This is a genomic window from Vibrio sp. B181a, assembly GCF_030248375.1.
Lineage (GTDB): Bacteria > Pseudomonadota > Gammaproteobacteria > Enterobacterales > Vibrionaceae > Vibrio > Vibrio campbellii.
On the sequence record NZ_JAHGAD010000038.1, the window covers coordinates 232,466 to 255,130 of the forward strand.

A 22,665-nucleotide genomic window follows, 5' to 3' on the forward strand; every position below is an offset into this window, starting at 1 on the left:
TATTTCATCAAATTGCTCAACTTGTGGGCAAGATCGCTATCACTCTTGCCCACCTTAGTTGTTGATGAAACTTATGTTTTTACTTAGGCTGAAACTGAGTCAGACAATTTCTCTATCAGCTTCTCACGCAGTTCTGTTTGCTGCTCTTCACTCAGCCTGCCGCCTGCTTCACTGGTTAGGATAAACAAGTCTTCTGCACGCTCACCGATGGTGGTGATTTTTGCTGCATGGAGGTTAATGCCCAAGTCTGCGAAGGTACGTCCAACTTTTGCCAACAGTCCCGGCGTATCGAGAGCGACAAACTCCATCAAAGTACGCTTTTTGCTCTTAGTAGGCAGGAAGTCAACTTTGGTTTTTACATTAAAGTGCTGGAGCTTATTTGGTGTACGACGCGTTTTAATTTTTGTCGGACGACCGTCTTCCAATACGTGGGTAATGTGCTTAGTCACGGCACTATGGCGGCCCTCTTCAATCGCTTTACCGTGTTGATCCAGTACCATAAAAGTATCGAGCACATAGCCATCTTTGCTTGTCATGATTTGCGCGTCGTGTACGTTGAAGTTGCGGCGGTCAAGCTCCGCTACGACGGTAGCAAACAATGCCGGTTGGTCTGGGCTATAGACGAACACTTCAGTACCACCACGCGTGGCTTTTTTGCTGATAAGCACCAGAGGTTTGCTCGTGTCTTCCATGCGCAGTAGGTTCTCGCAGTGCCAAGCGATTTGCTTATGGGTGTGACGCAAAAAGTAATCGGCTTTAAAGCGCTGCCACAGAACTTCAATTTCGCGCGCAGAGAAGCCCTCTTTGCGCAGCAGGGCAGAGGCCATTTGTTGGTTGTGGCGAATACGTTCGCGTACATCCACTGGGTTCTCTAAGCCACGACGAAGCGCACGTTGGGTTGAATAAAATAATTCGGCGAGCAGGGTACGTTTCCAGCTGTTCCAAAGCTCTGGGTTGGTCGCGCAGATATCTGCAACGGTCAGACACACAAGGTACTCAAGGTATTCTTCATCACGAACTTGCTTAGCGAACTCGGTAATCACGTCTGGATCGTAAATATCACGACGTTGTGCCGTCACAGACATCAACAGATGGTGCCTTACTAGCCAGCTAACCAGTTTCGCTTCTGGCTTAGACAAGCCGTGTTCGATACAAAAGTCATACGCTTCGCCTTCGCCAATCACCGAATGGTCACCGCCGCGGCCTTTACCGATGTCGTGGAAAATCGCCGCCAGAATCAGTAGTTCTTTTTTCTGGATTCGAGGATAAACTTCGCAGCAAATTGGATGTTTGCTGTGGTTCTCTGCGTAGCTGAAAGTATTGATGTGTTTGAGCAGGCGAATACTGTGCTCATCTACGGTATACACATGGAAAAGGTCGAATTGCATCTGACCGACAATCTGGCTCCACTGCGGTAGATACGCTGCGAGTACACCAAGTTTGTGCATTAGGCTGAACGCTTTATGCAGCGCATTTGGATGACGACACAGCGCCATAAACTTTTCACGTGCTTCTGGAATGGTGTGCAAGAACTTGTTCAAACGACGACGTGCGGTACGTAACTGACGCAAAGTCGGTGGGCTGACGCCTTCAATGCTTGAATCGTTGGCGATATGCAGGAACATATCTAAAATCGTTTCTGGGCGTGCTTGGAATAGTGCTGGTTTGCGTGCTTCGATCAGTGCGCCACGACGTTGGAAATCTTCATCGATGATTTCTGCGTCTTCGGAAGCGCCACCATTGATGATCGCTTGATCGAACAGCTTGAGTAGCATCTTATTCAACTCTGCCACACGACGAAGGGTACGGTAGAACTCCTTCATCATCATCTCGACGCCTCGGTTACCTTCTCCAACGTAGCCAAGGTGCTCCGCGACTTGTGCCTGATGAGCGAAGGTCAGTCGGTTGTCATAACGACGCAGCTCGATATGCAGGGCAAAACGTACACGCCATAGGAAATCCTGACATTCAACCAACTCTCGGTATTCCGCATCGGTCAGGAAGCCATAGCGGCTCATTTCTAGTAACGAGGTTGCGCCAAAGTGACGACGTGCCACCCAGCTTAAAGTGTGAATATCACGCAAGCCACCCGGCGTGGACTTGATGTCGGGTTCGAGGTTGTAAGTGGTGTCATGGTAGCGCGCGTGGCGTTCACGCTGCTCTTGAATCTTCGCGCGGTAGAAGGTTTCGCTCGGCCAGAAAGAGTCGGATAGCACCACTTTCTTCAAAGCTTGGAAAGTGTCTTCACTGCCACACAACAAACGCGCTTCTTGTAGGTTTGTTGCAACGGTTAAATCTGCTCGGCCTATTTCTGCACATTCATCCACAGTACGCACAGCGTGGCCCACTTCGAGGCGTAAATCCCACAACAGGGTAATGAACTCACTGATTTTGGCTTCTAGCGCGTTTGGCAGTTTGTTATTCGACAGAATCAAAATGTCGATATCAGACAGTGGGTGTAACTCACCACGCCCGTAACCACCTACGGCAACTAATGAAATATTATGGATGTCTTTGAATCCAAAGTGTTGCCATAAACGATTGAGGAGTAAATCCATGTACTCCGCACGTGACAAAACGAGGTTCGTCACTGGGTGATGTTGAAGAAATTCTTCTTTTTGGTATGAACTGAATTTTTCGAGTTCTTGCTTAAGTTCGCCGATGTTGATCTGTTCATCGGTAAACGTAAGAGGAGACTGAAGGGTCATATTTGCTATCCGTGCAAGCTAAAACTATTAGCAATCTAACAAATTTGCTGCAGATAAAAAATATCCCCGCATGGGCGGGGATATGGAAAGTGATGGGCGATTAAACGTTTTTCATCATTCGTGGAATGGTATCGTCGCTACGAAGCGTTAGTACTTCACAACCTTCTTTGGTTACCACGATAGTGTGTTCCCACTGTGCTGAGTTTTTACCGTCGCCAGTGTAAACCGTCCAATCGTCTTGAGCGTCAACAGTACAACCGAACTTACCTGCGTTGATCATTGGCTCGATAGTAAAGCACATGCCTTCTTTCAGTACGCGGCGGTCTTTGTTCTTGTAGTGAACCACTTGTGGCTCTTCGTGGAACTCATCGCCGATACCGTGACCACAGAAGTCTTTCACAATAGAGAACTTGTTACGAGGGTTGTTCTTATTGTTTTCTTTGATGTACTTCTCGATAGCGGTACCGATGTCACCAACCGTTGCTCCAGGCTTCACTTGACGCATACCGATGTACAGAGACTCTTGAGCCACCATGCACAGACGTTTGTTTGCAGGTGATACATCACCAACTAGGAACATCTTAGAAGTGTCACCGTGGTAGCCTTGTGGACGAACGCTTAGATCTGCGTTTTCATCGTTAGGAACGATAACCGTGATATCAACGTTGATGATGTCGCCATCTTTAAGTACAGCTGGCTTCATTTGGCCGTTTGCACCTTTTTCGTCTTGCGCCGCAGGAATACCGTGGCAAACGATGTGGTTGATTGACGTACAGATTGATTTAGGGAATCCATGGTAATCAAGCGGTGCAGAGTAAGCGCCTCGCTCTAGAGCGTAATCGTGACAGATTTGGTTTAATTCGTCTGTCGTCACACCCGCTTTAATATGGGGTTCGATCATTTCTAGAGTATCTGCGGCTAGCTTGCCCGCAATACGCATGCGTTCGATTTCTTCAGCAGTTTTAATCTTGATTGACATTGGCTTTCTCTATTTATTCGTAAGCACGCAAACGTGCGAATGCGCGCATTCTATCAGACATCTTGCAGTTAACCCAAGCCAGTTAAGAATATGAGTCATTCTTACTTGTAGTCTAGTCATGGAATTTAAGAGAGAGTAGGGGGGAGTGTGATAGGTAAATTAGAATTGTAAGAAACAATTTTTACTAGCCATGTTGGGCTAAAATATGGTATAAAGCGCGCCGGAATCGAGGACTGTTCTCTTTACTTTTCGTTAGAGAAGTGGCGAAGCAGGCTTCTTCCGATTAACTTTTATCTTTAAATCACACACATTCCGTCACATGTTCCGGGGTGCTGAGCAGAAGCTTGGTCGGAATTATGGGGGATGTGGAGGCCTAACCCCATAGAGGATTTTAAAATGGCAACTGTATCAATGCGCGATATGCTGAAAGCTGGTGTACACTTCGGTCACCAAACTCGTTACTGGAACCCAAAAATGAAGCCATTCATCTTTGGTGCTCGTAACCGCGTTCACATCATCAACCTAGAAAAAACTGTACCAATGTTCAACGAAGCTCTAGCTGAACTAGCTAAAGTTGGCGAGAAGAAAGGTAAAGTTCTATTCGTAGGTACTAAGCGCGCTGCATCTGAAGCTGTTAAAGAAGCTGCAATCGCAAGCAACCAGTTCTACGTGAACAACCGTTGGTTGGGCGGCATGCTAACGAACTACAAAACAGTTCGTCAGTCAATCAAGCGTCTAAAAGATTTCGAAGCACAAGCACAAGACGGTACTTTCGAAAAACTAACTAAGAAAGAAGCTCTAATGCGTACTCGTGAAATGGAGAAGCTAGAGAAATCTCTTGGTGGTATCAAAGATATGGGCGGCCTACCAGACGCTCTATTCGTAATCGACGCTGATCACGAGCACATTGCAATTAAAGAAGCTAACAACCTAGGTATTCCAGTATACGCTGTGGTAGATACTAACTCTAACCCAGACGGCGTTGACTACATCATCCCAGGTAACGACGACGCGATCCGCGCAGTTCAACTATACCTAAACGCTGCAGCATCTGCAGTGTCTGAAGGTCGCAACAAAGACGTTGCAGCAGTTGCTGAAAAAGACGGTTTCGTAGAAGCTGAATAATAACGGCTCTGTGTCACACTTAGTCTATGTGAAACCTTGTTGTAGCACAGACTGAGTTATAGTTAGCAATGGGGGCCGACAATGTAGGCCCCTGTTTTTTACCTTATTTCGAATCAAACGAGGAATAGAGAATGGCAACTGTAACTGCTGCTCTAGTTAAAGAACTTCGCGAGCGCACTGGCGCTGGCATGATGGAATGTAAGAAAGCGCTTGTAGAAGCAAACGCTGACATCGAACTAGCAATTGAAAACATGCGTAAATCAGGCGCAGCGAAAGCAGCTAAAAAAGCTGGTAACGTTGCAGCTGAAGGCGCAATCATCATCAAAGAAGAAAACGGCGTTGCTGTTCTTCTTGAAGTTAACTGCCAAACTGACTTCGTTGCTAAAGACGGTAACTTCACTGCATTCGCAGACAAAGTAGCACTTGACGCTCTAGCGACTAAAGCTACTGCTGAAGAGCTAGTTGCTAAGTTCGAAGAAGAGCGCGTAGCTCTAGTTGCTAAAATCGGCGAGAACATCAACATCCGTCGCGTTGCTTACGTTGAAGGTACTGCAATCGCTTCTTACCGTCACGGTGAGAAAATCGGTGTTGTTGTTGCTGGTGAAGGCGACGCAGAAACTCTTAAGCACGTTGCAATGCACGTTGCTGCTTCTAAGCCTGAGTTCGTTAACCCAGAAGACGTACCAGCTGACGTAGTTGCTAAAGAGAAAGAAGTTCAAGTTGAAATCGCTATGAACGAAGGCAAGCCACAAGAGATCGCTGAGAAGATGGTTATCGGCCGCATGAAGAAATTCACTGGCGAAATCTCTCTAACTGGTCAAGCTTTCATCATGGAACCTAAGAAATCTGTTGGCGAAATGCTAAAAGAGAAAGGTGCTTCTGTTGCTACATTCGTTCGCCTAGAAGTAGGTGAAGGTATCGAGAAAGCAGCTGAAATGAGCTTCGCAGAAGAAGTAGCACTAGCTCAAAAAGGTTAATCCTTAGAGACTTGTGTAAATATTAGACCGTAGCCAAGGCTGCGGTCTTTTTACGAAAAGAGCGGCAAAAACTTAGCCGTGATGAATAGCTATAAGTCACCTTGTGTCTATTCATGACTGTTAATCGACAACTCTCTTTTGGAAGGTAAACTCCATGACTACGAACCCTAAACCAGCGTATCAACGTATTCTATTAAAACTGAGTGGTGAAGCTCTTCAAGGCGAAGAAGGTTTTGGTATTGACCCAGCGGTTCTTGACCGTATGGCTCAAGAAGTGAAAGAGCTGGTTGAACTGGGTGTTCAAGTTGGTGTGGTAATCGGCGGTGGTAACCTGTTCCGTGGTGCTGGTCTTGCGGAAGCGGGTATGAACCGTGTAGTAGGCGACCACATGGGTATGCTTGCAACAGTAATGAACGGTCTAGCAATGCGTGATGCACTTCACCGTGCTTACGTTAACGCTCGTGTAATGTCTGCAATTCCTCTAAAAGGCGTGTGTGACGACTACAATTGGGCAGACGCTATCCGCGAACTTCGCCAAGGCCGTGTAGTAATCTTCTCTGCAGGTACTGGTAACCCATTCTTCACTACAGATTCAGCAGCGTGTCTACGCGGTATCGAAATCGAAGCTGACGTAGTGCTAAAAGCAACGAAAGTTGATGGCGTATTTACTGCTGACCCAGTAGCAAACCCAGACGCAGAGCTGTATGATAAGCTATCTTACAATGAAGTTCTGGATAAAGAACTGAAAGTAATGGACTTGGCTGCGTTCACACTTGCTCGTGACCACAAAATGCCAATCCGTGTATTTAACATGAACAAACCAGGCGCACTACGTCGCGTGGTTATGGGTGAAGCTGAAGGCACGCTGATCAACGCTGACGCATAATCCTAAACGCCATCCACGCTAGGTTGGATGGTGTTTCGCTTTGCTCAACCCTTTTAGGCTTTCTTCAGGAAAGATGACATTTTTAAGGTGAAACCGTGATTAACGAAATCAATAAAGACGCGCAAGAGCGCATGGACAAAAGCGTTGAAGCGCTAAAGAACAACCTTTCTAAAGTTCGTACTGGCCGCGCGCACCCAAGCCTACTATCTGGTATCTCTGTAGAGTACTACGGTGCTCCTACTCCTCTTAACCAAGTAGCAAACGTTGTTGCAGAAGACGCTCGTACTCTAGCAATCACAGTTTTCGACAAAGAACTAACTCAAAAAGTTGAAAAAGCGATCATGATGTCTGACCTTGGCCTAAACCCAATGTCTGCTGGCACAATCATCCGCGTTCCACTTCCACCGCTAACAGAAGAGCGTCGTAAAGACCTAGTTAAGATTGTTCGTGGTGAAGCTGAAGGCGCACGTGTTGCTGTTCGTAACATCCGTCGTGACGCAAACAGCGACCTAAAAGGTCTTCTAAAAGATAAAGAAATCTCTGAAGACGAAGATCGTAAAGCACAAGACGAAATTCAAAAACTGACTGACGTAGCAGTTAAGAAGATCGACGAAGTTCTTGCTGCTAAAGAAAAAGAGTTGATGGAAGTTTAATACTCCCACCCACATCACTGTTGGAAAACGCTGTGCTCACAGTGCAGCGTTTTTTTGTGTTAGTCTATCCAACTGATGGAACTCAATTAACTCCCTATGCAAAATTCTCAAGCCTTCTCTGATTCCCTCCCTAAGCATATTGCCATCATTATGGACGGTAATGGCCGTTGGGCTAAGTCCAAAGGAAAACCTCGCGTATTCGGTCATAAAAAAGGCGTTAACGCCGTTCGCAAGACCGTTGCTGCAGCTTCTAAACTCGGTATTAAAGCCATGACGTTGTTCGCTTTTAGTAGTGAAAACTGGCGTCGTCCTGAGGAAGAAGTGGGTCTGTTGATGGAGCTGTTCATTTCGGTACTTTCTAGCGAAGTGAAAAAGCTGCATAAAAACAACTTACGCCTGCGTGTCATTGGTGATACCAGCCGCTTTAGTGAGCGACTGCAAGGTAAAATTGCGGAAGCAGAAGCACTGACGGCAAACAACACGGGTATGGTGATTAACATTGCGGCTAACTATGGCGGCAAATGGGATATCACAGAGGCGGCAAAAACGTTGGCGTTGAAAGCGCGTAACGGTGAGATCCGTGTAGAGGATATCAATGAGCAGCTGATTACCCAGCATCTAACAATGGCAGACCTTCCAGAAGTGGATCTTTTGATCCGTACAAGTGGAGAGTGTCGCATTAGTAACTTCATGCTGTGGCAAATGGCGTATGCTGAAATGTACTTTACTCCGGAGTACTGGCCAGAGTTTGGCGAAGACAGCTTAGTAGAAGCTGTAACTTGGTTTATTAACCGAGAGCGTCGCTTTGGTTGTACTGGCGAGCAAGTAAAGGCATTGATGGCTGCTCAATAAGGACTAGTTAGTTTGAAACAGAGAATAATAACAGCACTAATTTTAGCTCCCCTTGTAATTTTAGGTATTTTTAAATTACCCCTAATCGGCTTCATCACCGCTTTGACGGCGATTACGCTATTAGGTTTTTGGGAGTGGACCCAGTTTACAGAAAGCAAATCACGCATCGCTGCCCTCGTACCAGCCGTTGTCGTAACCGGACTCAGTTTTCTATTCATTTCGCCTGATGCAGTAAGCCTTAATCAACTGGCAGCACCGCATTACACAGTTTTAGCGCTCGGTTTTGTTTGGTGGATTATCGCCAGCACAATGGCCATTACTTACCCTAAAACCACCAACCTATGGCAAGGCAGCAAAGCGCTTCGTCATTTGTTTGGTTTTCTGACTTTGATCCCTTTCCTTTGGAGCGTGATCATTCTTAGAGCTTCCGATATTTCAGTAGATCCATACCACGGCGCAAAACTTGTGCTGTATGTTTGCTTCTTGGTATGGGCTGCAGACAGTGGCGCTTACTTTGCTGGTAAAAGCATGGGTAAACGTAAAATGGCACCGCATGTGAGTCCAAACAAGACTATCGAAGGTTTGATTGGCGGCATCATCGCAGCATTGATTGTTGGTTGGTTGTTCGCAGGTTGGTTTGATATCCAATTCACCAGCCCAGTTCACATGGTGATCATTACATTGATTACGGTTGTGATTTCCGTACTTGGTGACCTAGTAGAAAGCATGTTCAAACGTGTTTCAGGCATCAAAGACAGCAGCAATATTATTCCAGGGCACGGCGGTATTCTTGATCGTATCGACAGCCTGACCGCTGCCTTCCCAGTATTTGCTCTTCTTTACTACGTATTCTAATTTATCGGGAGCGGCTTCGTCGCTCCTGAATTTTTCTAACGGTCTTACATCATGCAAAAGTTAACGATTCTTGGTGCAACAGGCTCAATCGGTGCAAGCACACTTAAAGTGGTTGAACAAAACCCTGAGCTGTTTTCTATCGTCGCATTAGCGGCAAGCACTAACGTTGAAAAGATGGTCGCGCTCTGCCGTAAATGGCAACCAAAATACGCTGTGATGGCGGATAAAGCGGCGGCATTGGCTCTGCAATCAGAACTGGCTTCTGTCTCGCCAAGCACTGAGGTGCTAGGTGGTGTTGATGCGCTTTGTCATGTGTCTGCCTTAGAAGAAGTCGACAGCGTGATGGCGGCTATCGTTGGTGCGGCTGGTTTGCTACCAACGATGGCGGCAGTGAAAGCCGGCAAGCGTGTGCTATTGGCAAACAAAGAAGCACTGGTGATGTCCGGTCAACTGTTCATTGACGCAGTAGAAGAACATGGCGCAGAGCTACTTCCTGTAGACAGCGAGCACAACGCTATCTTCCAGTGTTTACCTCAGCAAGTTCAAACCAGCCTAGGTCGTTGTAACTTAGAAGAGCATGGTATTTCATCAATTCTGCTAACTGGTTCTGGCGGTCCATTCCGTTATACCGACATCGCAGAGCTAGAGAAAGTAACCCCAGCACAAGCGATTGCTCACCCGAACTGGTCAATGGGTCCTAAGATCTCGGTTGATTCAGCAACCATGATGAACAAAGGTCTTGAGTACATTGAAGCGAAATGGCTGTTTAATGCGGCTCGCGAGCAGTTGAAGGTGATTATTCACCCTCAGTCGGTGATTCACTCAATGGTGCAATACCGAGACGGTTCCGTCTTAGCACAAATGGGTGAACCCGATATGGCAACTCCGATTGCGTTGACTATGTCTTACCCATCTCGTGTGGATGCTGGTGTGAAACCACTCGATTTTACTCAAGTGGGCGAGTTGACGTTCCTTCAACCCGATTTTGCACGCTACCCATGTTTGAAGTTGGCGATTGATGCGTGTTACGAAGGCCAACATGCTACGACCGCTCTGAATGCAGCGAACGAAGTCGCAGTGGATGCTTTCTTAAATAACCGCTTAGGTTTCACTGATATCGCTCGCATCAATGAATCAGTTTTGAACAAAATCACTGCAAGCCATAAAAGTGAGAATGTGAATAGCTTGGAAAGCTTGATAGAGCTAGATAGAATGTCACGAACTATCGCCTTAGAATTTTTACGCGAGCGTAGCTAATGACTGGTATTTTGTGGAATTTGGTTTCTTTTATCGTTGCACTGGGCATCTTGGTGGCCGTGCACGAGTATGGTCACTTTTGGGTTGCGCGTCGTTGCGGTGTAAAAGTTGAAAAGTTTTCTATCGGTTTCGGTAAGTCTATTTGGAGTAAAGTAGGCAAAGACGGAACTGAGTACAGCATTTCGATGATTCCGCTGGGCGGCTACGTCAAGATGGTGGACAGCCGTGTTGATGAAGTACCTGAGCACGAAAAGCATTTGGCGTTTGACCAAAAGCCACTTTGGAAGCGCACATCGATTGTGGCGGCGGGTCCGATTTTCAATTTTCTCTTCGCCATTGTGGCGTACTGGCTGGTCTTTTTGATTGGTGTGCCAGCAGTGAAGCCGGTAATTGGTGAAGTTACGCCCAATTCAATCATTGCAGAAGCAGGAATTGAATCAGGGATGGAACTAAAATCCATCTCAGGTATCAAAACTCCGGACTGGGAATCAGTCAACATGGGATTAGTTTCTCATATCGGTGATGATTCGATGACAGTGACGCTATCTTCAGCAAATGAAGTTGGCTCAGAAGTCACGAAGACACTTGATATCCGTGATTGGAAATTTGATCCTGAAACACAATCTGCGATGCAGTCACTAGGCTTCAAACCGTACACTCCTGAGATCTACACGGAGCTAGCGCAGGTGAGTGAAGGTGGTGCCGCTGAGAAAGCAGGCCTACAAGCTGGTGACAAAATCATCGAGATTGAAGGTGAAAAGATTTCTAAATGGGATGACGTGGTTCAAGCCATTCGTTCTAACCCAGAAACACCAATTGATGTGATCGTGTTGCGTCAAGGTGATGAGCAGTCATTTACCTTGATTCCAGGTAGTCGTGAGCTAGCTAACAAAGAAACCGTTGGCTTCGCGGGTATCGCACCCGAAGTCGCAGAATGGCCAGAAAGTTATCGCTTCGAACTACAGTTTGGTGTATTCGAGTCTATTGGCAAAGCGATTGACAAGACTGGTCAAGTTATTGGACTTACAATCAGTATGCTTAAGAAACTGATTGTAGGTGACGTTGGTCTGAACAATTTGAGCGGACCAATATCTATTGCCAAAGGAGCAGGGGCGACCGCAGACTACGGTCTGGTCTACTTTTTAGGTTTTCTGGCACTAATTAGTGTTAACCTAGGTATTATTAACCTCGTTCCTTTACCAATGTTGGATGGTGGGCATCTACTGTTTTTCGCAATCGAAGCAGTCATCCGACGCCCAGTGCCTGAGAAAGTACAGGAAATGGGCTATCGAATTGGTGGTGCGATTATCTTCTCGCTCATGGCGTTAGCGCTATTTAATGATTTTACTCGTCTGTGATAGTTCAGAGACAAAAGCAGTAGCAAGGAATAATTAGAACAAGTATGGCGATTAAGCGAATTCTGTTTGCAAGTTTACTGGCGACCAGTGTATCTGCAAACGGAGCAGAGAACTTTGTAGTTCAAGATATTGAAATCGATGGATTGCAGCGTGTGGCACTGGGTGCAGCGTTGCTGAAAATGCCTGTACGTGTCGGTGATACCGTTGACCAAGGCGATGTTGCAGAGATCATTCGCGCATTGTACGCATCGGGTAACTTCGAAGATGTGAAAGTACTGCGTAATGGTGATGTTCTGGTTGTTCAAGTAAAAGAGCGTCCAACTATTGCCAGCATCTCTTTCTCAGGCAACAAAGCAATCAAGGACGAGCAGCTACAAGAAAACCTGAATGCTTCTGGCGTTCGTGAAGGTGAAGCGCTTGACCGCACAACGCTGAGCAACATCGAAAAAGGTTTGGAAGACTTTTACTACAGTGTTGGTAAATACAACGCGACCGTAAAAGCGGTTGTTACTCCATTGCCTCGTAACCGTTCTGACTTGAAATTTGTCTTCACCGAAGGTGTATCGGCGAAAATTCAGCAAATCAACTTTATCGGCAATGAAGTCTTTTCTGATGAAGACCTTCTTTCTCGTTTCAACCTGAACGTTGACGTGCCTTGGTGGAACTTCCTAGCGGACGAAAAATATCAGAAGCAAGTGCTTGCTGGTGATATCGAAGCGCTGAAGTCTTACTACCTAGACCGTGGTTACCTGAAATTTAACGTTGATTCGACACAAGTGGCGATTTCTCCTGACAAAAAAGGCGTATACATTACCCTTGGTCTTGAAGAAGGCGACGTGTACACCGTTAAAGACGTGAAATTCCGCGGTAATTTGATCGGTGAAGAAGCAACGTTCGAAAAGCTAGTTCCTTTCGAAGACAACGAGACGTATAACGGCTCTCGTGTTACTTCGATGGAAGAAGGCATCAAGCGTGTGCTTGGTGAATCTGGTTACGCTTACCCACAAGTAAATACCATCCCTGAGTTCGACGATGAAAACAAACAAGTATCGCTTGTTGTAAACGTTGAGCCGGGTAACCGTATTTACGTACGTGATATTCGCTTTACGGGTAACAACTCGACCAAAGACGAAGTACTACGTCGTGAAATGCGTCAGATGGAAGGCAGCTGGCTAAACTCGAAATCAATCGAAACCGGTAAAACGCGTCTAAACCGTCTTGGTTACTTCGAGAACGTAGAAGTACAAACGGTACGTGTTCCTGGCAGCGATGACCAAGTAGACCTAGTTTACTCTGTGAAAGAGGCAAACTCAGGCAGCGTGAACTTTGGTGTCGGCTATGGTACTGAATCGGGCGTGAGCTTCCAGGTTGGCCTACAACAAGACAACTTTATTGGTAGTGGTAACCGCGTTGGCATTAACGCGATGATGAACGACTACCAGAAAAACGTGAGCTTGGACTACCGTGACCCTTACTGGAACCTAGATGGTGTAAGTTTGGGTGGTAAGATCTTCTACGACGAGTTTGAAGCATCTGAAGCGGGTATCGTTGACTATACCAACCAAAGTTACGGCGCAAGTTTGACATGGGGTTTCCCATTCGACGAACTGAACCGCTTTGAGTTTGGTGTTGGTTACACTCACAACAAGATCGGTAACTTGTCACCTTACCTACAGGTAGAACAGTTCCTACAAGCGCAAGAAGACAACATTGATTCTAGCGGCGCGTTGAACACAAATGACTTTGACTTCAACATCTCATGGACACGTAACAACCTAAACCGTGGCTACTTCCCAACAGCGGGTAACCACCAACGTGCATTCTATAAGATGACCGTACCTGGCTCTGACGTTCAATACTTCAAGATGCAGTATGATGTTCGTCAATACGTGCCATTGACTAAGAAACACGAGTTCACACTCTTGTTCCGTGGTCGTCTAGGTTATGGTAACGGTTATGGTCAAACGGATGGCAACGATAACTTGTTCCCATTCTACGAAAACTACTACGCGGGTGGTTTTACAACACTACGTGGTTTCGGCTCGAACACAGTAGGTCCGAAAGCGGTTTATCGTGATTACTCTGGCTCGAACAACGGTGCAGATACAGCAACAGATGATGCTGTTGGTGGTAACGCTGTTGCACTTGCAAGCCTTGAGTTAATTGTTCCAACACCATTTGCTTCGGACGAAGTTCGTAACCAAATCCGTACCAGTATCTTCTTTGATATGGCAAGTGTTTGGGATACAGAGTTCGACTACCGCAGCTCAGGTGCGGAATACGGCGACCGTTACTACTACGATTACTCAGATCCAACCAACTACCGCTCATCTTACGGTGCGGCGTTGCAATGGATGTCTCCAATGGGGCCTCTAGTATTCTCGCTAGCGAAACCAATTAAGAAATATGATGGCGACGATGAAGAGTTCTTCACGTTCACTATCGGTAGAACCTTCTAAAGAGGAAAATATTTTGAATAAAATGATCAAAGCAGCTGGCCTAGGCCTTCTAGTACTTAGCTCTTCAATGTTTGCTAACGCGGCTGAAGCTGCTCAGAAAATTGCTTATGTAAATACTGCTCAAGTTTTCCAAGCGCTTCCTCAACGCGAAGTAGTTCTACAAAAAATGCAGAAAGACTTTAAGAGCAAAGCAGACGAGCTGAAATCTATCCAAGCACGTGCTAAGACTAAAATTGAAAAGCTACAGCGTGATGGCGAGCTTCTAGGTCAAGACGAAGTTGAAAAACTACGTATCGACATCGCTAAACTAGACAGCGAATACAAAGTGAAAGCACAAGCTCTAGAGAAAGCAAGTGCACGTCGCGAAGCTGAAGAGAAAGCGAAGCTATTCAAGACTATCCAAGACGCAGTGAAGAAAGTAGCAACGAAGAAAGGTTACGACATGGTAATCGACATTTCTTCTCTTCAGTACGGTAAGCCAGAATACAACATCTCTGAAGACGTAATTAAAGCTCTAAAATAAGAAGTTATGAAGACATTGACATTAGCCGAGTTGGCGACAATTACCGGGGGTGAGCTATTTGGTGACGAGTCTCTCGTTGTAAGCCGCGTAGCTCCAATGGATAAAGCACAAGAAGGTGATGTGACCTTCTTGTCTAACCCAAAATACGCAAAACACCTTTCTGAGTGCAAAGCGACAGTTGTGATGGTGAAAGCCGATCACAAAGATCAATGTGTGGGTAACGCATTGGTTGTGGCTGACCCTTACATTGCTTTTGCTCGAGTAGTACAAGCAATGGACACCACTCCGAAGCCAGCTGACGAGATCGCACCAAGTGCCGTTATCGCAGCAGACGTGAAGATGGGTACTAACGTAACTATCGGTGCAAACGCAGTGATTGAAACGGGTGTAGAGCTGGGCGACAACGTAAGTATTGGCGCAGGTTGCTTTATCGGTAAAAACGCAAAGCTAGGTAACAACACCAAGCTTTGGGCTAATGTGACTATCTATCATGAAGTATCAATGGGCGATGACTGTCTAGTGCAATCTGGCACAGTCATTGGCTCTGATGGTTTCGGATACGCAAATGACAAAGGTGAGTGGATCAAAATCCCTCAGTTGGGTTCAGTGCGTATCGGTAACCGCGTTGAGATTGGTGCGTGTACGACGATTGACCGTGGTGCACTTGAAGATACCATCATTGAAGACAACGTAATTCTTGATAACCAACTTCAAATCGCTCATAACGTGCAGATCGGATATGGTACCGTGATGCCAGGTGGTACTATTGTTGCGGGCAGTACGAAAATTGGTAAGTACTGTCAGATCGGCGGCGCGTCGGTTCTGAATGGCCACATCACGATTGCAGATGGCGTAGCTATCACCGGTATGGGCATGGTTATGCGCAGTATCGAAGAGAAAGGTCTGTACTCATCAGGCATTCCACTGCAAACCAACCGAGAGTGGCGCAAGACGGCGACTCGAGTTCACCGCATTGACGAGATGAACAAACGTCTGAAAGCTGTTGAGAAACAGCTGGAAACGAAAGAAGAATCTTAGTTCCACATTCTGAACAAAGACTCGCGAAATGCGGGTCTTTTTCTTCTATAATGACGCGCTATAAGTAGATTTATCACCAAGCTGGTATACACTTTGCAGGCGATTACTGCATAAGTGGCATTTGCCGCTGCCTTGCCATCTTGGTTGTTGAGAATTGATATAGGAAGACGACTTTGACTACTGAAAAGAAAACGATGAACATCTCTGAAATTCAAGAGCTACTACCTCATCGCTACCCATTCTTATTGATCGACCGTGTGATTGACTTCCAAGAAGAGAAGTACCTTCACGCAATTAAAAATGTGTCGGTTAACGAACCTCAGTTCACAGGTCACTTTCCACAGCTACCAGTATTCCCAGGCGTATTGATCCTGGAAGCGATGGCTCAGGCGACAGGCCTACTTGCATTTAAATCATTTGGTGCACCGACGGAAAACGAACTGTACTACTTCGCAAGTGTTGACGGTGCAAAGTTCCGTAAACCAGTAGTACCAGGCGATCAAATGATTATTGAAGTAGAATTTCTGAAAGAGCGTCGTGGCATTGCTGCATTCAGCGGTGTGGCAAAAGTTGACGGCGAAGTGGTATGTTCAGCTGAGCTGAAGTGTGCTCGTCGAGAGTTTTAATATGATTCATGAAACCGCTAAAATCCACCCAGCTGCGGTGGTAGAAGAAGGCGCGAAAATTGGCGCTAACGTGACCGTTGGTCCTTTCACTTACATCACCTCTACGGTGGAGATTGGTGAAGGCACAGAAGTGATGTCTCACGTAGTGATCAAAGGCCACACCAAAATTGGTAAAGATAACCGCATTTTCCCACATGCTGTGATTGGTGAAGAAAACCAAGACAAGAAGTACGGTGGCGAAGATACAACTGTGGTTATCGGTGACCGTAATGTGATTCGTGAAGCGGTTCAGGTTCACCGTGGTACGGTTCAAGACAAAGCAACAACAGTGATTGGTGACGACAACCTGCTTTGTGTAAACGCACACATCGCACATGACGTAGTCGTTGGTAACCATACTCACATTGGCAACAATGCGATCCTTGGTGGTCACGTAACGGTAGATGATCACGCAGGTGTGATGGCGCTTTCTGCGATTCATCCATTCTGTACGGTTGGTGCTTATGCTTACGTTGGCGGCTGTTCTGCGGTTGTTCAAGACGTACCAGCTTACGTATTGGCTCAAGGTAACCACGCAACACCATTTGGTTTGAACTTGGTTGGCTTGAAGCGTAACGGTTTCGAAAAACCAGAAATTCGTGCGCTGCAAAAAGCGTACAAAGAAATCTACCGTTCAGGTAAGACTCTGGAAGAAGTGAAACCAATCCTAGCTGAAATGGCACAAGAGTGGCCAGCAGTGAAACGTTTCTCAGATATTCTGGAAACAACGGAACGTGGCATTATTCGTTAATTAACGAATGAGCGGTTAAATTGAAAAGATCGCGCCCAAATTGGGCTGCGGTCTTTTTGTGTTTTATGGATAACGGTTTGTACGCTGGAGATTGTGCAGCTACCGCGATTTATGTGGATACATAGTTTAAATCGTTTAGCTTAAATCGTTACCCATAGCGCACAGGAAAAATAGCGAAGTAGATATGGAAAGACCATTACGTATCGGCATCATTGCCGGAGAACTGTCTGGCGACACGCTAGGTGAAGGCTTTATCAAAGCGGTAAAACAGCAATACCCAGACGCAGAGTTTGTTGGTATTGGTGGCCCTAAAATGATCGCGCAAGGCTGCGAGTCTCTGTTCGACATGGAAGAGCTCGCCGTAATGGGCTTGGTTGAAGTGCTGGGCCGCTTGCCAAGACTGCTGAAAGTCAAAGCTGAGCTCGTGAAATACTTCACTGATAACCCGCCGGATGTCTTTGTTGGTATCGATGCACCAGATTTTAACTTACGTGTTGAGCTAGACCTGAAAAATGCTGGCATCAAAACCGTGCATTACGTAAGCCCGTCGGTTTGGGCGTGGCGTCAAAAGCGCATCTTTAAAATTGAAGCAGCGACTAACCTAGTACTGGCATTCTTACCGTTTGAAAAAGCGTTCTACGATAAATTCAACGTGCCTTGTGAATTCATTGGTCACACATTGGCTGATGCCATTCCACTGCTATCAGACAAAGCGCCTGCACGTGAGCTACTCGGTTTAGAGCAAGATAAGCAATGGTTAGCGGTACTTCCGGGTAGCCGTGGCAGCGAGTTGAAAATGCTCTCTCAGCCATTTATCGAAACGTGTAAGAAATTGCACCAGAAATTCCCCGATCTTGGCTTCGTCGTAGCTCTAGTAAACCAGAAACGTCGCGAACAATTCGAGCAAGCGTGGAAAGAGCATGCGCCAGAGTTGGAGTTCAAGCTGGTGGACGACACGGCGCGTAACGTGATTACCGCTTCAGATGCCGTGATGTTAGCGTCTGGCACCGTGGCGTTAGAGTGTATGTTGCTCAAACGCCCAATGGTGGTCGGTTACCGCGTCAACGCGGTGACGGCTTTCCTTGCTAAGCGCCTGCTGAAAACGAAATATGTTTCGCTGCCAAACATTCTGGCTGATACCGAGCTGGTTAAAGAATATCTGCAAGATGATTGCACGCCAGACAACTTATTCGACGAAGTGTCTCGCTTACTAGAGAGCGATAACCGAGAAATGTTGGATAAGTTCACTGAAATGCATCATTGGATTCGCAAAGATGCGGATCAACAAGCCGCAAACGCGGTTCTAAAACTGATTGAAAAATAGAGATTGACCATGGCTGTAAAACCAAAAATGACCAAAGCAAAAGTTGAACTACCACCGTTTGAATACCCGCAAGGCTACCAGTTGGTTGCGGGTGTTGATGAGGTAGGGCGTGGTCCTTTGGTGGGTGATGTTGTTACCGCAGCGGTTATTTTGGATCCAAATAACCCAATTGAAGGCTTAAACGATTCGAAAAAACTGAGTGAGAAAAAACGCCTTGCACTGCTGCCAGAAATCAAAGAGAAAGCATTGGCATGGGCGGTAGGCCGCTGTTCTCCTGAAGAGATTGATGAGCTCAACATCCTGCAAGCGACCATGGTTGCCATGCAACGTGCGATTGCGGGTTTAAAAGTACAGCCAGACCTTGCGCTTATCGATGGTAATCGTTGTCCGCAGTTGCCAATGGATTCTCAAGCGGTGGTGAAAGGCGACTTGCGCGTGGCGGAAATCAGCGCGGCGTCGATCATTGCCAAAGTGGTTCGCGACCAAGAAATGGAAGAGTTGGATAAACAATACCCACAGTTTGGCTTTGCTAAGCACAAAGGTTACCCAACCAAAGCGCACTTCGAAGCGATTGAGCAACACGGTGTGATCAGTGAACACCGTAAGAGCTTCAAGCCCGTGAAGAAAGCGCTTGGCATCGAAGAATAAAGCAAAGTAATAGAATGGGCGTATCGGTGTTATAAACCACGCCCGCTTTAGGTTAGAATCTCAAATAAGATATAGTTTTACGGTACCTGTTAATGTCAGATCCCAAGTTCATTCACCTAAGAGTTCACAGTGATTTCTCTATGGTGGATGGTATCAACAAAGTTCCACCGCTCGTTAAGAAAGTCGCCGAACTCGGCATGCCTGCAATGGCATTGACCGATTTCACTAACCTGTGTGGTTTGGTGAAGTACTACGGCACTGCGCACGGCAGTGGTGTGAAGCCAATCATCGGTGCAGACTTCAAAATGCAATCGGATGAGTTTGGCGAGGAGCTGACGCAATTAACGTTACTTGCGGCAAACAACGAAGGTTATAAAAACCTCACGTTGCTGATCTCAAAAGCTTACCTTCGTGGTCACGTACAACACCAACCGGTGCTCGACAAAGCTTGGTTGGCTGAACTATCAGAAGGTTTGATCGTTCTATCAGGCGCGAAAAACGGTGAAATCGGTAAAGCATTGCTAAAAGGCAACCGTAAAGTTGTCGACAGTTGTGTCGAGTTCTACAACCAATATTTCCCAGATCGCTTCTATCTAGAATTGGTTCGTACTGGTCGTCCGGATGAAGAAACTTACCTGCACTTTGCGATTGAATTGGCAGAAGAGCTTGAATTGCCAGTCGTTGCAACCAACGAAGTTGTTTTCATCAGTGAAGACTTATTTGACGCCCATGAAATCCGCGTTGCAATCCACGATGGTTACACCCTAGAAGATCCGCGTCGTCCAAAGAACTACAGCCCAGAACAATACCTGCGTACTGAAGAGGAAATGTGCGAGCTGTTTGCCGACATTCCGGAAGCGTTAGAAAACAGTGTTGAAATTGCCAAGCGTTGTAACGTGACAGTACGTTTGGGTGAATACTTCCTACCAGCCTTCCCAACTGAAGGTATGGAAGAGACCGACTTCTTGGTCATGAAGTCTCGCGAAGGTCTGGAAGAGCGTCTAGAGTTCCTGTTTCCAGATGAGGAAGAGCGCAAGCAGCGTCGTCCTGAATACGATGATCGTCTGCAAATCGAACTCGACGTAATCAACCAAATGGGCTTCCCCGGTTACTTCTTGATCGTAATGGAGTTCATCCAGTGGTCGAAAGACAACGCGATTCCGGTAGGTCCGGGTCGTGGTTCGGGTGCTGGTTCTTTGGTGGCATACGCACTGAAGATCACCGACCTTGATCCATTGGAATACGACCTTCTATTCGAACGTTTCTTGAACCCAGAACGTGTATCCATGCCCGATTTCGACGTCGACTTCTGTATGGATAAGCGTGACCAAGTAATTGATCACGTAGCGGAAATGTATGGCCGTGATGCGGTATCTCAGATCATCACCTTCGGTACCATGGCGGCGAAAGCGGTAATCCGCGATGTAGGCCGTGTACTTGGCCACCCGTTTGGCTTCGTTGATCGTATTTCAAAACTGGTTCCGCCTGATCCGGGCATGACGCTGGAAAAAGCGTTCAAAGCTGAGCCAGCACTGCCAGAGTTGTATGATGCTGACGAAGAAGTTAAAGAACTGATCGACATGTGTCGCCTCCTTGAAGGTTGTACACGTAATGCCGGTAAGCACGCGGGTGGTGTTGTAATCTCACCAACCACCATTACAGACTTCGCGCCGATTTATGCTGACTCGGAAGGTCACTTCCCAGTTACTCAGTTCGATAAGAACGACGTTGAAACGGCCGGTCTGGTTAAGTTTGACTTCTTGGGTCTGCGTACCCTAACCATCATCGACTGGGCGTTGGGTCTGATTAACCCGCGTCTAGAACGCGAAGGCAAAGATCCTGTTCGCATCGAATCGATTCCACTGGATGATGCGGCGTCATTCCGTTTGCTGCAAAACTCAGAAACCACTGCGGTATTCCAGCTTGAATCGCGCGGTATGAAAGAGCTGATTAAACGTCTGCAACCGGACTGTTTTGAAGACATCATCGCATTGGTGGCACTGTTCCGTCCGGGTCCGTTGCAGTCGGGCATGGTAGATAACTTTATCGACCGTAAGCACGGTCGTGAGGCGATCTCTTATCCTGATGAAAAGTGGCAACACGAATCGCTTAAAGAGATTCTGGATCCGACTTACGGCATCATCCTGTATCAAGAACAGGTAATGCAGATCGCACAGGTACTGTCTGGCTACACCCTTGGTGGTGCGGACATGCTTCGTCGTGCGATGGGTAAGAAAAAACCGGAAGAGATGGCGAAACAGCGTGCTACCTTCGAAGAGGGGGCAATTGCCAACGGCGTCGATGGCGAGTTGGCGATGAAGATCTTCGACTTGGTAGAGAAGTTCGCGGGTTACGGCTTTAACAAATCTCACTCGGCAGCCTACGCACTGGTTTCGTACCAAACGCTATGGCTGAAGATGCACTATCCGGCAGAATTCATGGCAGCGGTAATGACCGCCGATATGGATAACACTGAGAAAGTGGTTGGCCTAGTTGACGAATGTTTCCGCATGAAGCTCACCGTGCTTCCGCCAGACATCAATGCCGGCTTGTACCGCTTTAACGTCGATGAGAATGGCGCGATTGTTTACGGCATCGGCGCGATTAAAGGTGTGGGTGAAGGTCCAATCGATGCGATCTTAGAAGCGCGCAACAAAGGTGGTCACTTCATTGACCTATTTGACTTCTGTGCGCGAATTGACCTGAAAAAGGTCAACAAGCGTGTTATCGAAAAACTGATTTACGCGGGCGCACTCGACAGGCTCGGTCCACACCGTGCGGCATTGATGGCATCGCTCAACGATGCGGTGAAAGCAGCAAGCCAACACCACCAAGCGGAAGCCTTTGGTCAAACCGATATGTTCGGTGTTTTGACTGATGCGCCAGAAGAGGTGGAACACAAATATACTCAAGTGCCTGCATGGCCAGAGAAAGTATGGTTAGAGGGTGAACGTGAGACGCTCGGTTTATATTTGACCGGCCACCCAGTTAACGCATACATAAAGGAACTAAATAAGTACGTTAGTTGTCGACTAAAAGACGCAACCCCAACTCGTCGTGATCAATCCGTGACAGTGGCGGGTCTGGTTATTGCGGCTCGGGTGATGACAACCAAGCGCGGTACACGAATCGGCATCATGACTCTGGACGATCGAAGTGGTCGAATGGAGGTGATGTTGTTCTCGGATGCGCTTGATAGGTATGCAGAACTTCTCGAAAAAGATAAAATTCTGGTGGTTTCTGGACAGGTCAGCTTTGATGACTTCAACGGTGGCCTTAAAATGTCGGCGCGTGAAGTTATGGATCTGGGTACTGCACGTGAAAAATACGCACGTGGTTTGTCGGTATCTATTGATGCTAACCAGATCAACGATAAATTCTTTGAACAATTTACGCGTATTTTAGAACCGCACAAAGCCGGAACCGTACCTGTCAATGTATACTACCAGCGTGCCGACGCCAGAGCGCGGTTAACATTGGGCACCGAATGGCGAGTAACGCCAACAGATACATTACTAGACGATTTAAAACAGTTACTTGGTAAAGGCCAAGTAGAACTCGAATTTAACTAAAAAATTCAGCGCAATACGTAAGACGCTGAGTCAAA

At 46.8% G+C, this 22,665-nt stretch carries 18 protein-coding genes; 16 read left to right on the plus strand and 2 right to left on the minus strand.

What is annotated here, in order from left to right:
* Positions 1–83: 83 nt before the first annotated feature.
* Both glnD and map read right to left on the minus strand, forming a co-directional pair.
* Positions 84–2,708, minus strand: a complete 2,625-nt coding sequence (gene glnD / locus KIO97_RS17810) for a bifunctional uridylyltransferase/uridylyl-removing protein GlnD (RefSeq protein WP_005529367.1) — start codon at positions 2,706–2,708, stop codon at positions 84–86.
* Between the two features lie 100 nt (positions 2,709–2,808).
* Complete coding sequence (gene map / locus KIO97_RS17815; protein WP_005431715.1) at positions 2,809–3,687, minus strand: type I methionyl aminopeptidase; 879 nt, start codon at positions 3,685–3,687, stop codon at positions 2,809–2,811.
* A 396-nt stretch (positions 3,688–4,083) separates the two neighbouring features.
* Here map and rpsB point away from each other — a divergent pair, with 396 nt between their 5' ends.
* The 16 genes from rpsB to dnaE all read left to right on the plus strand — a co-directional run bounded on the left by rpsB (position 4,084) and on the right by dnaE (position 22,630).
* Entirely contained in the window at positions 4,084–4,812 is a 729-nt protein-coding gene (gene rpsB, locus KIO97_RS17820) for a 30S ribosomal protein S2 (protein ID WP_045395160.1), read from the plus strand.
* Positions 4,813–4,943: 131 nt separating this feature from the next.
* The gene (tsf, locus tag KIO97_RS17825) at positions 4,944–5,789 is read left to right on the plus strand and encodes a translation elongation factor Ts (RefSeq protein ID WP_005436775.1); all 846 of its coding nucleotides are present in this window, start codon (positions 4,944–4,946) and stop codon (positions 5,787–5,789) included.
* A 154-nt stretch (positions 5,790–5,943) separates the two neighbouring features.
* Positions 5,944–6,675, plus strand: coding sequence for a UMP kinase (gene pyrH, locus KIO97_RS17830; RefSeq protein ID WP_038891875.1), 732 nt, complete (start codon positions 5,944–5,946; stop codon positions 6,673–6,675).
* Between the two features lie 95 nt (positions 6,676–6,770).
* The gene (gene frr, locus KIO97_RS17835) at positions 6,771–7,328 is read left to right on the plus strand and encodes a ribosome recycling factor (protein WP_005436779.1); all 558 of its coding nucleotides are present in this window, start codon (positions 6,771–6,773) and stop codon (positions 7,326–7,328) included.
* A 96-nt stretch (positions 7,329–7,424) separates the two neighbouring features.
* Positions 7,425–8,180: an isoprenyl transferase gene (locus tag KIO97_RS17840; protein ID WP_005529363.1), complete on the plus strand. Its 756-nt coding sequence runs from the start codon at positions 7,425–7,427 to the stop codon at positions 8,178–8,180.
* Positions 8,181–8,192: 12 nt separating this feature from the next.
* Complete coding sequence (locus KIO97_RS17845; protein ID WP_285383572.1) at positions 8,193–9,035, plus strand: phosphatidate cytidylyltransferase; 843 nt, start codon at positions 8,193–8,195, stop codon at positions 9,033–9,035.
* A 51-nt stretch (positions 9,036–9,086) separates the two neighbouring features.
* On the plus strand, positions 9,087–10,292 hold the full coding sequence (ispC, locus tag KIO97_RS17850) for a 1-deoxy-D-xylulose-5-phosphate reductoisomerase (protein WP_005430242.1): 1,206 nt from the start codon (positions 9,087–9,089) through the stop codon (positions 10,290–10,292).
* On the plus strand, positions 10,292–11,650 hold the full coding sequence (gene rseP, locus KIO97_RS17855; protein ID WP_045369581.1) for a sigma E protease regulator RseP: 1,359 nt from the start codon (positions 10,292–10,294) through the stop codon (positions 11,648–11,650). Before ispC ends, rseP begins: the two co-directional genes overlap by 1 nt.
* 44 nt (positions 11,651–11,694) lie before the next feature.
* Entirely contained in the window at positions 11,695–14,109 is a 2,415-nt protein-coding gene (gene bamA / locus KIO97_RS17860; protein WP_038891873.1) for an outer membrane protein assembly factor BamA, read from the plus strand.
* A gap of 13 nt (positions 14,110–14,122) precedes the next feature.
* On the plus strand, positions 14,123–14,632 hold the full coding sequence (locus KIO97_RS17865) for an OmpH family outer membrane protein (protein WP_005430239.1): 510 nt from the start codon (positions 14,123–14,125) through the stop codon (positions 14,630–14,632).
* A gap of 6 nt (positions 14,633–14,638) precedes the next feature.
* The gene (gene lpxD / locus KIO97_RS17870) at positions 14,639–15,670 is read left to right on the plus strand and encodes a UDP-3-O-(3-hydroxymyristoyl)glucosamine N-acyltransferase (RefSeq protein WP_005430236.1); all 1,032 of its coding nucleotides are present in this window, start codon (positions 14,639–14,641) and stop codon (positions 15,668–15,670) included.
* A gap of 173 nt (positions 15,671–15,843) precedes the next feature.
* Positions 15,844–16,296 (plus strand): 3-hydroxyacyl-ACP dehydratase FabZ, encoded by a 453-nt coding sequence (gene fabZ, locus KIO97_RS17875; RefSeq protein ID WP_005430234.1) that lies wholly within the window; start codon positions 15,844–15,846, stop codon positions 16,294–16,296.
* A 1-nt stretch (position 16,297) separates the two neighbouring features.
* Positions 16,298–17,086, plus strand: a complete 789-nt coding sequence (gene lpxA, locus KIO97_RS17880; protein WP_005430231.1) for an acyl-ACP--UDP-N-acetylglucosamine O-acyltransferase — start codon at positions 16,298–16,300, stop codon at positions 17,084–17,086.
* A 184-nt stretch (positions 17,087–17,270) separates the two neighbouring features.
* The gene (gene lpxB / locus KIO97_RS17885; RefSeq protein WP_285383573.1) at positions 17,271–18,410 is read left to right on the plus strand and encodes a lipid-A-disaccharide synthase; all 1,140 of its coding nucleotides are present in this window, start codon (positions 17,271–17,273) and stop codon (positions 18,408–18,410) included.
* A 9-nt stretch (positions 18,411–18,419) separates the two neighbouring features.
* Positions 18,420–19,058 carry a ribonuclease HII gene (rnhB, locus tag KIO97_RS17890; protein WP_285383574.1) on the plus strand — a complete coding sequence of 213 codons (639 nt, stop codon included), beginning with the start codon at positions 18,420–18,422 and terminating at the stop codon, positions 19,056–19,058.
* 92 nt (positions 19,059–19,150) lie between these two features.
* On the plus strand, positions 19,151–22,630 hold the full coding sequence (gene dnaE, locus KIO97_RS17895) for a DNA polymerase III subunit alpha (RefSeq protein ID WP_081233443.1): 3,480 nt from the start codon (positions 19,151–19,153) through the stop codon (positions 22,628–22,630).
* Positions 22,631–22,665: the final 35 nt, after the last annotated feature.

Bases quoted from the DNA above. Each gene is read 5' to 3' on its own strand.
- pyrH (WP_038891875.1), top strand. From the start codon at position 5,944: ATGACTACGAACCCTAAACCAGCGTATCAACGTATTCTATTAAAACTG.
- ispC (WP_005430242.1), top strand. From the start codon at position 9,087: ATGCAAAAGTTAACGATTCTTGGTGCAACAGGCTCAATCGGTGCAAGC.
- tsf (WP_005436775.1), top strand. From the start codon at position 4,944: ATGGCAACTGTAACTGCTGCTCTAGTTAAAGAACTTCGCGAGCGCACT.
- dnaE (WP_081233443.1), top strand. From the start codon at position 19,151: ATGTCAGATCCCAAGTTCATTCACCTAAGAGTTCACAGTGATTTCTCT.
- rnhB (WP_285383574.1), top strand. From the start codon at position 18,420: ATGGCTGTAAAACCAAAAATGACCAAAGCAAAAGTTGAACTACCACCG.
- glnD (WP_005529367.1), bottom strand. From the start codon at position 2,708: ATGACCCTTCAGTCTCCTCTTACGTTTACCGATGAACAGATCAACATC.
- KIO97_RS17840 (WP_005529363.1), top strand. From the start codon at position 7,425: ATGCAAAATTCTCAAGCCTTCTCTGATTCCCTCCCTAAGCATATTGCC.
- lpxB (WP_285383573.1), top strand. From the start codon at position 17,271: ATGGAAAGACCATTACGTATCGGCATCATTGCCGGAGAACTGTCTGGC.
- bamA (WP_038891873.1), top strand. From the start codon at position 11,695: ATGGCGATTAAGCGAATTCTGTTTGCAAGTTTACTGGCGACCAGTGTA.
- rseP (WP_045369581.1), top strand. From the start codon at position 10,292: ATGACTGGTATTTTGTGGAATTTGGTTTCTTTTATCGTTGCACTGGGC.
- map (WP_005431715.1), bottom strand. From the start codon at position 3,687: ATGTCAATCAAGATTAAAACTGCTGAAGAAATCGAACGCATGCGTATT.
- rpsB (WP_045395160.1), top strand. From the start codon at position 4,084: ATGGCAACTGTATCAATGCGCGATATGCTGAAAGCTGGTGTACACTTC.
- lpxA (WP_005430231.1), top strand. From the start codon at position 16,298: ATGATTCATGAAACCGCTAAAATCCACCCAGCTGCGGTGGTAGAAGAA.
- lpxD (WP_005430236.1), top strand. From the start codon at position 14,639: ATGAAGACATTGACATTAGCCGAGTTGGCGACAATTACCGGGGGTGAG.